At 52.6% G+C, this 9,661-nt stretch carries 7 protein-coding genes and 1 tRNA gene; 5 read left to right on the plus strand and 3 right to left on the minus strand.

Features of this window, described 5'->3' with window-relative positions; translation table 11 throughout:
• The first annotated feature begins 64 nt into the window (after positions 1-64).
• From VFG09_11055 to VFG09_11065, 3 genes are all read left to right on the plus strand, one after another.
• Positions 65-140 (plus strand) — tRNA-Glu (locus VFG09_11055).
• A gap of 322 nt (positions 141-462) precedes the next feature.
• A complete protein-coding gene (locus VFG09_11060) occupies positions 463-783 on the plus strand; it encodes a hypothetical protein (protein HET6515688.1) in 321 nt (106 codons plus the stop codon).
• Positions 767-1,450 (plus strand): GSU2403 family nucleotidyltransferase fold protein, encoded by a 684-nt coding sequence (locus VFG09_11065; GenBank protein ID HET6515689.1) that lies wholly within the window; start codon positions 767-769, stop codon positions 1,448-1,450. The genes VFG09_11060 and VFG09_11065 overlap by 17 nt, the downstream gene beginning before the upstream one ends.
• 1,411 nt (positions 1,451-2,861) lie before the next feature.
• Here the strand turns inward: VFG09_11065 and VFG09_11070 are convergent.
• The 3 genes from VFG09_11070 to VFG09_11080 all read right to left on the minus strand — a co-directional run bounded on the left by VFG09_11070 (position 2,862) and on the right by VFG09_11080 (position 8,970).
• On the minus strand, positions 2,862-5,132 hold the full coding sequence (locus VFG09_11070; GenBank protein ID HET6515690.1) for a hypothetical protein: 2,271 nt from the start codon (positions 5,130-5,132) through the stop codon (positions 2,862-2,864).
• 133 nt (positions 5,133-5,265) lie between these two features.
• The gene (locus VFG09_11075; GenBank protein HET6515691.1) at positions 5,266-6,504 is read right to left on the minus strand and encodes a radical SAM protein; all 1,239 of its coding nucleotides are present in this window, start codon (positions 6,502-6,504) and stop codon (positions 5,266-5,268) included.
• A gap of 3 nt (positions 6,505-6,507) precedes the next feature.
• The gene (locus tag VFG09_11080) at positions 6,508-8,970 is read right to left on the minus strand and encodes a glycosyltransferase (protein ID HET6515692.1); all 2,463 of its coding nucleotides are present in this window, start codon (positions 8,968-8,970) and stop codon (positions 6,508-6,510) included.
• Between the two features lie 187 nt (positions 8,971-9,157).
• Between VFG09_11080 and VFG09_11085 the strand changes: the two genes are divergently transcribed.
• Together VFG09_11085 and VFG09_11090 are read left to right on the plus strand one after the other, a co-directional pair.
• Positions 9,158-9,343, plus strand: coding sequence for a hypothetical protein (locus tag VFG09_11085; GenBank protein HET6515693.1), 186 nt, complete (start codon positions 9,158-9,160; stop codon positions 9,341-9,343).
• Between the two features lie 118 nt (positions 9,344-9,461).
• A partial coding sequence (locus VFG09_11090) for a hypothetical protein (GenBank protein HET6515694.1) occupies positions 9,462-9,661 on the plus strand: 200 nt, incomplete at its 3' end.

The following is a 9,661-nucleotide window of genomic DNA, read 5'->3' on the forward strand; positions in this document are numbered from 1 at the left end:
AATGGCAGGACGGCAGACTCTGGATCTGCTTATAGGGGTTCGAATCCTCTCTCCCCAGCCAGATGGTCCCATCGTCTAGAGGCCTAGGACGTGGCCCTCTCAAGGCTAAAACACGGGTTCGATTCCCGTTGGGACCGCCAAATTACTCCTTGATATCAATATGTTATAAGATAAGCGACGGCACCCCTTTCCCATTGCTGTAGCCAAAATGTAGCCCAAAAAGGCCAAGTGACAGCTCTCAATGAAGCCTGACTCTATAACGAAATGCAAAATAGCCACTGGCGCATAGAATTTATCCTATTGACTCGGAGAAGTGCGTCAATACCCGATTATCGAACGACATAACGAAATTCCCTGCAAAGAAAGAAGCCTTGGGTCTGGATAATAAGACTTGCTCTTTTCCACCACATAAATCATAATCAAGGCATGAAAGTTGTGGAAAAGGATAAGATTGTAGGTGGCATGCTTCAAGATGAACTTAAGCGTTGCCGGGAGATGCTCAACGGCCTCAGAAAAGCTATTTCCGGTCTTCCTAAGGGTTCAATAAGCGAGCGGGAAAAGCACTATAAGAATAAGGTCTATTCCTACTACTACCTTAAGTACCGAGATGGGGAGAAGGTTATCAGTAAGCACATACCTAACAGTGAGATACAAAAGGTGAAGCAAGAGCTTTCAATGAGGAAGAAATACGAAAAGGAAATACGGTCTTATGAAAAGAGAATCGCCTATCTGAATAAGATCCTGCGCGCCGGCCAGAGAAGAAGACATGGAAATACTGATTAAGAACAGGAACATTTTCCCGGCTGAAATCCAGGAACTTCTGCAGGCGTTCTTTTCGGTCGGCTTTTTTGATGAATCGCTGCTGATTGGCAGTTGGGTGATGCCTCTCTATCAGGAGGCTTTCGGCATTCCTTACGTATTACGGACGATGGACATAGATTTTGCGGTCGAATTTGCCCTTTCGGACCGGGCCAAGAAAGTCGACCTCGAAAAGATTATTACAGATCTCGGCTATATCCCGGTTGTCATGCAGTCTGGCGTTCGCAGGTTTTCCCGTGAGAATTTCACCATTGAGTTTGTTGCCCATCGCAAGGGCGGAAGGGCGGACGAAATTGTATCAATCAGAAAATGGAACATTGTGGCATCGCCTCTTCCTTTCGTTGATCTCCTCCTCAGTTTTCCTTTTACCGCTGATTTTGGAGATTTCAAAGCACGGGCGCCACTGCCTGAAGCTTTCTTTGTCCATAAGTTGATTACTGCACAGAGAAGGCCGGGGGAGAGCAAGAAAGATAAGGACCTCGACCAGTGTTCTATTATTGCCCGGCATCTTGATCTTAAGCGATTGGATTCGGTTATCGGATCACTGAAGCTCAGCAATAAGACGAAAAGAGCAATAAAAGCTTCATGCGAGGCGATAGATTTTCCTCCACAACAGTTAGGATTAGAATGAGAGTGTGGTGGAAAATAATCTGCCTTATGACCGGGTGCAAAAACAGGTCGAACCTTACTAAATTAATTCAAATTGGGGCTGTAGTAACTTCTGAAGTCAGGATAGCAGCGGTGTGAGAGTGCACCTGAAAACTCTCACTCATGGGGCGCTAGAGTTTGACGTGCGTTTCACCTACCACATCTTAGGTATTGCCGTTTACAACTCTATGAAGTTTACGACCGGAATAAGATACTATCGAAAAAGACTGCAGGCGTTTGTTTCAGCCATAAGGCGTTATTTTCCAAAATGGTCATGAGAGCTTTAATTCCCGCTCGAAAGAAAGATATCAAGACTACAAGAAGGCCGCCCTTCGAGCGACTCTCTCAAGCACCGATTGTCAAATTTGGCCTTTATCAGCTCCTGAATCCTCCTTGCTCCCTCATATCCATTGCGTATTTGTATCGGTCTTCCTCATAGCTAAAGGTTTTCGAAAGTTTCACCTTTGGGGTGTACCACTCGCTCGTCATCGTACAGGAGGTCGTTTGATGCCAGCAGAAACCTTGAGACTGTGACAAATCGTAGCAGTGAGATATACAGGAAGGAATCTTTTGCTGGATTGTCGCTCAGCATCAGTCCCGCTTTCGAATGGAACTGATTGGTAATCGTACACTGTCTGAAGGGTGAAGTCATGTCTTTTACAAATAATCCTTGCCTTGTGATCGGACGATCTGAATAGAAGGCTTATATGGATTACGTCAATGGCTGTCTTGGCCCTGAAGTGTGACAAACCCAAAACAGTATCAAAATGTAGCCAAGTCCGACTTATCGGCTCATTTACTATGGCAGAAAAGGCTGGATTGACGATGCTATGCCACGATATTTTCCTGCAGGCCACTGTAGCTAAAATGTAACCGTTTTGAGTGACGCAGATATGGAGGCTGGCTGGAAAATCGGACTGGCAATGACGACATTTACCCTTTGGCACTGTAGCCAAAATGTAGCCAAAAATTTCCAAACAGGCATAAAATGCCGGAAAATACCGTAAAGGATGGAATGACAAAACTCCTTGAAAATAGTGTATAATTCATAAAAATACAGTAGAAGGCCCCGATATCCCTTGATCTGGAGGGCGGCAAGTGCTTCAAGCTTCGACGGCTCGATTCCCTGCAGCTCAAGTACCCACCCCAGTCGCTTTGCAACTGCAGCATCGAGCCGGGGAAACAATAAGGAGAAAGCATTTTTCGACCAGCGACATATCCCTTCTGAACATCCTCCGCCTTTTGCCGAAGTTCTCCATGCGTTCGAAATAAGGGGTGATACACTCGACCTTGATGTTGGGGAGACGAGCAGAGAAACGACCTCATATTCGATGACCTTCTTGGCGCGCTTGAGAAGGGTTGCTATCCATAAAATGCGGGGGGCCGGCGCTCGTCTAGAGAAGACCCTTGATGCTCAGGAGTCTGCCGAAATCCCAGATGTTCATGTACAGACCGTCGAAGCGTTCGTTTTTCACCTGCTGTTCTTCCCGGTACCAGAAGAAGAGGTTGCCGGCCGGGTAGAGATAGCCGAAGTTGTATGCGGTGAAGCCGCTCCTCCTTCTCGCGATCAGCTCCAAAGGATAGCGGTAAGACCTTTCCTGGGCCTGAACGAGAGACAATGCCTGCTCTCTTATGGAACCTGCTTCCCCTAAGAGGTCCTGCGTCAGTTCATCATTTGCCGCCTTCCTTTTTGCAATGAGCGCCCTGATGGTCAGGGCTCTGTGTCTTGCCCTGAGGGCCGTCATCTCGACCCCCCGAATCAGTTCGTCCAGAAGAAAGTCTGCTCCCTGGGAGACTCCTCGCGGAGCGGAATGATTGCCTGTGGATAACTGTCTCATCTCTCCTACGACGGCGTTCATCTTCTCTGCATATTCTTCCAGGAGAGCGACCAGTCCCTCCAGAACTGCCATTGCTTCGGCGTCGGAAGCCCCTTTCAGAAGCCAGCGATAAGAGAAGGGAGGTCTCGGCTGAAAGGGCTTGTTAAAGGGCCAGGGTAGCTCAGCCGAGGGATCGAGGGCAGCCAGGAAAGGCAACAGGTTCTCTTTTTTGAGATACCGGTTTTGAAGTGCAAGGGCCTCACGCCATAAGCGGTAGAGACGCCCGTCAGGGAAGAGATCATGCACCATGGCGAGGGGCTCGGTCACCGCCTCTTTGCCGTCTCTGATATGCCTCCAGGCCCACCGTGCAATGCTCCAGTCGATCAGCCAGTATCCCCATTCCCATCCTGAACTGAAGGTGAGATGATTCACGATGCCCGCCTTCTCCATTGTGGCCATATCCGACAGCCGCGAATCGAGATACAGGAGAAGGAGCAGGGGTACTGAATTGTCGAAGGAAACCCAGTACGCCGACTCGGGCCAGTACCATGTCTCCTGCTTCGATCCTTCATCGATCGCCCTCTCCAACACTCCCCTCAAGTTGAGATTGCCATAAACAGGAGCGCGGGACTCGGTCACCGAGTAGCACATAACCGAGTGAAGGAGGATGCCGGTCTTCCTGCTCGCTGCGCCTCGGTCAAGCGGCGTGCCCCCCACTCCAATGCCTGCTCTGATACCGCCTGCCTCCTTCTCTCCCCGCGGGATGACATGGGTCGCAAAGAAGAGTTTCGTGTCATATCGCTCCGTGATCTCTTTCACCATGTACTCCTTCAGGGACGGAAAGACTCTCCCGAGGTCGGGAAGATACTCTCCCATCGTAAAATCCACGGTCACAAAATCCCATTTCACACGGAAGAGCCATGACAGGGTTTCATCGATCTGCTGCCGGTGGGACGGGAGGAATCTCAACAGCTTGATCGTCTGGAAGGCCTGCTGCTGAAGGCTCGAGAGGGAGAACTCCACGCCGATCAGGAGCCCTCTCCTGTGAGCGTAATCTACAAATTCACCTGCATGCCTGATCCATCGTTCACGGTCTATCCCCCTGAGCAGGTAAAACTGCATGACATTCTGCTGGTTCCTCACGAGCCAGTCCGCGTATTCCTTCAGGTCTGCGAGTGCCCCGGGGTAATCCGGGTTATGGAGTTGCTCGGTGAGTTCAATCGGATGCTCAGTGTGGATATGGAAGCCCTTCTTATCAAAGCGGGGAACCGCTTTCCAGCCAAAAACGGCAGGCAGGGGCCATTGTTTGTGCGATGGAATGAGCGTCCTCCTGGGGTGGTAGAACTTAAAGCCGAGGCGCTCCTGAAGGAGGCCGTAAAGGCCGAAACTGATACCCTCATAAGTTTGAGAGTTCAGGAGCAGCACGGTCTTGTCTCCTCTGCGTCGGGAACGCCATTCATACCCGTGATCAGGATAGGCGAGGTAGTGGTATGGACGCTGCCCTGTGAAGCGGGAAGGTCCTCTCCTGCCGTTAGCGTCTATCGCGGGCAGGACAATCTGTACTCCAGCATCCGGATCATTGAGAGATACCAGAGTCCTGGGAAATCCCTTTTTCAAGAGCTGCTGCACATCTTCTATGGCGATCCTCGTCAAAGGTCTCTCGAGAACGTCGGGTGGTGCGATGATGCTGATCGCGCCCGGCACCGAAGGATTCGAAGACCCCTGAACTGGAAGAGGGACGAACAGGAGAACGGCCATCACCAGCATCACGACCGGCAAGGGAACCCATCCCCTCTTTCTCATCCGCATGGGAGAGGCCTTTACGTCGCTTATATGCACGCGCATCATATGCCAACTTCCATCCTATCACATGTCACACCCTGGGAAGCCTTAAATCAGCATGAAAAGAGGAAAGTAATGATCTTTCCGACCCGTGCCATCCTCTTGCCTCAAGGTGAGGTGGGAAAGGGCTGCTGCGGAATCATTTTGTGAAAATCGCGAAGCGTGAAAGTCTGGAGATATCCGGCGGCTTGGTGCAGTCGAAGAAGTCACACGCGGAGAAGTATCGGATGTCCTCCATCCAGAGCCGCATATACTGTCGGTCCATTGCAATCCGTCGGGCCAGAACCCAGGGCTTGGTAGCGAGCGAGAGAAGGGGGCCGGCAAGTTCGGAGGGGTCCCTGAAGCATTCCCAGTCGCACTCCCTGCACGTCCCTTTTCCGCGGACCGGTGGGGCCTTCAAGTCCGTTAACTGGCCGAGATTTTCTTTCCCACGGTACCCGCAGGGATAGGTGTTTCCGCTCCTGGCATCGATGAAGAAGAAATCGATGCCGCCCCGGCAAGGATAAGCGAAATCCTCCCCGCTCGTGTACTGACGCATCAGGGAGAAAAGGGCGCTCCGGGGAGAAAAGATCCGTATCTTCGACCGAAAGGCCGGAATCGTCTCGAAGAGTGCCCTAAAGAGCAGAGCCTTCTCGTCTGATGTGAAGCTTACCAGCGCCGAATCTGCAGCGGCACCATAGACGGCTGAAAGTTCTTCGCCACTCCCGACGCTCATCGGATAACAGGCATTCACGATCGTGAAGCCCATCTCGATCACCTTGTTATAGAACGTCCTGAAGGCCCACGCGAAAAACTCGTAGAACTCAACGGGATTTGCAATGCTCGGAGGAGTTATTGCCGCTATGCTCCGGGTGATCCCGATGTTTGCCGATGGATAGATGCCGTGATCGTGAAAGACCGGAAGCGCTTTTTCGATCCCCTCCACGACACCCTCAAGTCCTCTCATCGCCTCGTGGATCTCGGGTATGGAAGAGTCGATGCTTATCCAGAAGGTATAGAGGCCGCTCTCTGCCAGGGTGTCGGCGATCCTTCCGATGCGGTCGCGGTAGTCAGGTGCTCCGGAACGGGTGAAGAGAAACCCGTTCGTTCCGGTCCGTGTATACCGGATGCCGGCCTGACGGGCGTACTTTACGAGCTGAGCCACCTCATCGAGAAAAAGCAGAGGTTCACCGCCTGTAAATGAAATGGCCCTGAAGCCCTTCTCAACGGCGGCATCTATCGTCATCTTCACGGCATCCACATCGAGCTTGGACCGTCTGAACTGCTCGGTGACGCGCATGCCGCACTGGGGGCATCGCGCATTGCACATGTCGGTATACTGGATTACCAGCTGTCCTGGTGCGCGGCCCGACAGAAAAGGCACCAAGCCTGCCAGCACAGCTCACATCTCCTTCTGCGTGCAGATTTGCGCAGGGGGCCCGGCGAAGAAGGCGAATTCTGAGGCATCGGTGCAGCAGTGGAGGATCGTACTATATGCCTGAGAGGCCTGAAGCCCATTGTTAACGGTAAACTCACGGGCATTCGCGCCCATTGCCTTCCTCATTGTTCCGTTCTCAATAAGACTCCTCATGGCATCCACAAGGGCCTTCCTGCTACCTGACTTGACAACGATCCCTGTGGAGCCGTCAACCATGAGCTCTTTCGGTCCTCCCGAATCCGAGACAATAACGGGAAGTCCCGAGGCCTGTGCCTCGAGGACAACATTGCCGAAGGTGTCTGTGGTGCTCGGAAAGACGAAGATATCGGAAGAGGCATAGGCCTCGGAGAGGTCCCTCCCCGACAGAAACCCGGTAAAGACCGCGTTGTAGCCGGCAAGCTCATCCTCCAGTTCCTTTCGGTACGGACCGTCACCGACTATGGCAAGGGTGCTTCCGGCCCCTTCGTCGGTGATCTCCTTGAAGGCCTCGGCGAGGAGCTTGAGGTTCTTCTCCTTCGATACTCTGCCGACATAGAGGAGAGTCGGCTCGCCATGAATACCACGGCCTTTCCAGAAGTCCTTCTCCTTGTGGGCGGGAGCAAAGACCGTTGTATCCACCCATCGCGGCAGGGGTTTCACCTTTTCTGCTGCCAACCCCTTTGCAATGAGTTGGCCTCTCGTGCTCATGGAGGGTACCATTACCTCCTCCATCTGGCTGTAAAACCAGATCATGTAGTTCCAGGCAACGTTCTCGAGAAAGCCATCGTTGCTCAAATCTCTGACATACTGTGGGATGTCGGTGTGATAAGTCCCGCTTATGGGGATGTCCATCAGCTTGCCGATGAGGAGCCCAAGGAGTCCCATGGTTCCCGGGGTGCTCGCATGGATCCGGGTGAAGCCCTTGCGCTCGCAGTATTCGATCACGTCGAGGACAGGCGGGAAGCCGAGCTTGAGATCGGGATACTCGGGCAGGGCGCATTCGCCAATAGGGCTGAAATTCATCACGCTGCTCTCAAGAGAGGTCCCCCCGGTGCTGGACGTGATGACCTCAAGTTCAATGCCGCGCTCCCGGGCAGTATCGATGAGCCTTCTAATGGTGATGGCAACTCCGTTTATCTCGTTGAGGGTATCGGTGAAGAGGGCTATCCTCTGAGGGCCGGGCGGCAGGTTTCGCGGAATGAAACGCTCGCCGAGTTCCCGCATGAGCGCCTTGCTCCTGTTCTGGTGATGAAAGGCCACATAGTAGGGCGACGCGAGAAGGTGAACGAGACCGATGGTGCTCAGGGAGTTCAGGAGATTGACGAGTCCCAGGGCGGCAGAGGCCTTTGTCAACCGTTCCGTATAGATGTATATCAGCCGGTTCACGAGACGGCTCGTAACCGCAAAGACCTTCCTGTTCATATCGGCTGTGCTGATGAGCTCAAGAAAGCCCGCATCATTGAGGAGCCGCTTTGCCTCTTTGTCGAGGATCTGCTCAAAGCTCTTGCCCTCGTATCCGTCATAGACCTCGGGCAGGTTTTTCCTGATGAAGAGGGTGATCTTTTGAAAGAACGAAGCCTTCTCTTCTCCTGAGTTCGTGACGCGCTTCGCGAGGGCATTGATAAAGGGGAATCCCCCGCTTCTCTTCTTTGCGAAGCGCTCTGTGAGGAAGCGGTAGGCGACTCCGTAGATGCTGTGCGCCAGGACCAGAGGGTCACCGTCCTCGCCGCCCGCCCAGGTCTTCTTCTCCCTGATGGAAGAGGCGAAGGCGTGTACATCCCCGGCAGAGCGGGAAACGGTGTAGGTCCTTCCGATGAAAAAACCGCTATGGTCATCGGACCCTCCCACCGTCCCTTTGATCCACGGCGTTTTCCCGAACGGGGCAAGTCCGTGACGGTCTGCCAGCTCAGCGATCTTCTCTTCGGTGAGCGTCGAAAGGATGTTCCCGACAAGCAAGTTGTATTTGGCCGCCCTCGCACCATTCCTGACCTCGAAGACGTCAAACAGGAGGAGCATCTTTTCCAATGTGCCGAGCGAGAGTTTCATGTTCATGTCATAGAGCGGATGCGCGAGGAAATGGGCAATATCCTGCCCGCGGAGAAAGGCGGCAAGCTCATAAATATTCTTCCTGAGGTGCATGATGTCTGCATATTGGGCCTCGGAGATGTCGAGGGCGATTACATGAAGTTTACAGCCGTCGTCGGGAAGATAGGTCGTCACCTCGCAGCTGATGAAGGACCCCGGGAGATGGGCTATCTCGAGGGCCCCGCTGATGCTGTTGTGGTCGGTGATGGTCACGAACTGCATCTGTTTTTTCCGTGCGGCCTTGTAAATCTGGAGGGGGTCGGTGAAACTCTCCGGGCAATTGAGTTTCCGTAAGGCCCACATCGAAGGCTTGTTGGAATGCCTCGAGTGGACGTGGAGATCTGCTTTATACAGTCTGTTCATTGTCACTGCACTATATATACCATGGAAAGATTGCGGCAGTATTACAGTACGGTTACCTTTCAGTGAAATCTTGAACGGTGAATGATTGCGAGCCCCTGAAAGAAGAAGCCAACAGGAGTCGCACCTGAAGATTTCACAGAACTGTTACCGAACCTTCATCAAACTGCAACATTGAGAGCTTAGAATATTGGCGAAACACCGAAGAGACCCCGGCAGAACATCCACGATTGCGCGAACAATGGAGAAATTGGCAAAGATTGCTCAGATGATCAAGAGCCTGATGGACAAGAAGTTCACGGGCCACATCAAGATCAATTTCACCCGTGGAACGGTCTCGAAGGTCGAGAAGTTTGAAGAGATATTGAAGAAATAGACAGTAACGAAGGGCCCTTTGCTGACCGGCAGAAATATCTGTCAAGGCACCAGAAAGCCCGAATCAAGAAGAGTCCTTGAATTGATCCGGGCTTTTTCGTTTGAAGGAGGAGAGACCAATGAAGCCAATGAAGGATGTTACTGCGCTGATCATGGCCTTCTTCGTTGTGCTCATTGCGAGCGGAGAGGCCATGGCGTATTTCGAGGAGGGCCACCTTATCCGCGTTGTATATTTCAACGGTACAGGAGGGACCGGGACAGGAACGGAGTACCTGACGGATTTGGGCTCCATAACGTCTTTCACCTCACCGAGCGGGGC

This window comes from Thermodesulfovibrionales bacterium (genome assembly GCA_035686305.1).
Taxonomy (GTDB): Bacteria; Nitrospirota; Thermodesulfovibrionia; order Thermodesulfovibrionales; family UBA9159; genus DASRZP01.

Coding starts and splice junctions, on each gene's coding strand:
- VFG09_11070 (HET6515690.1), bottom strand. CDS start 5,132: ATGATGCGCGTGCATATAAGCGACGTAAAGGCCTCTCCCATGCGGATG.
- VFG09_11065 (HET6515689.1), top strand. CDS start 767: ATGGAAATACTGATTAAGAACAGGAACATTTTCCCGGCTGAAATCCAG.
- VFG09_11060 (HET6515688.1), top strand. CDS start 463: ATGCTTCAAGATGAACTTAAGCGTTGCCGGGAGATGCTCAACGGCCTC.
- VFG09_11080 (HET6515692.1), bottom strand. CDS start 8,970: ATGAACAGACTGTATAAAGCAGATCTCCACGTCCACTCGAGGCATTCC.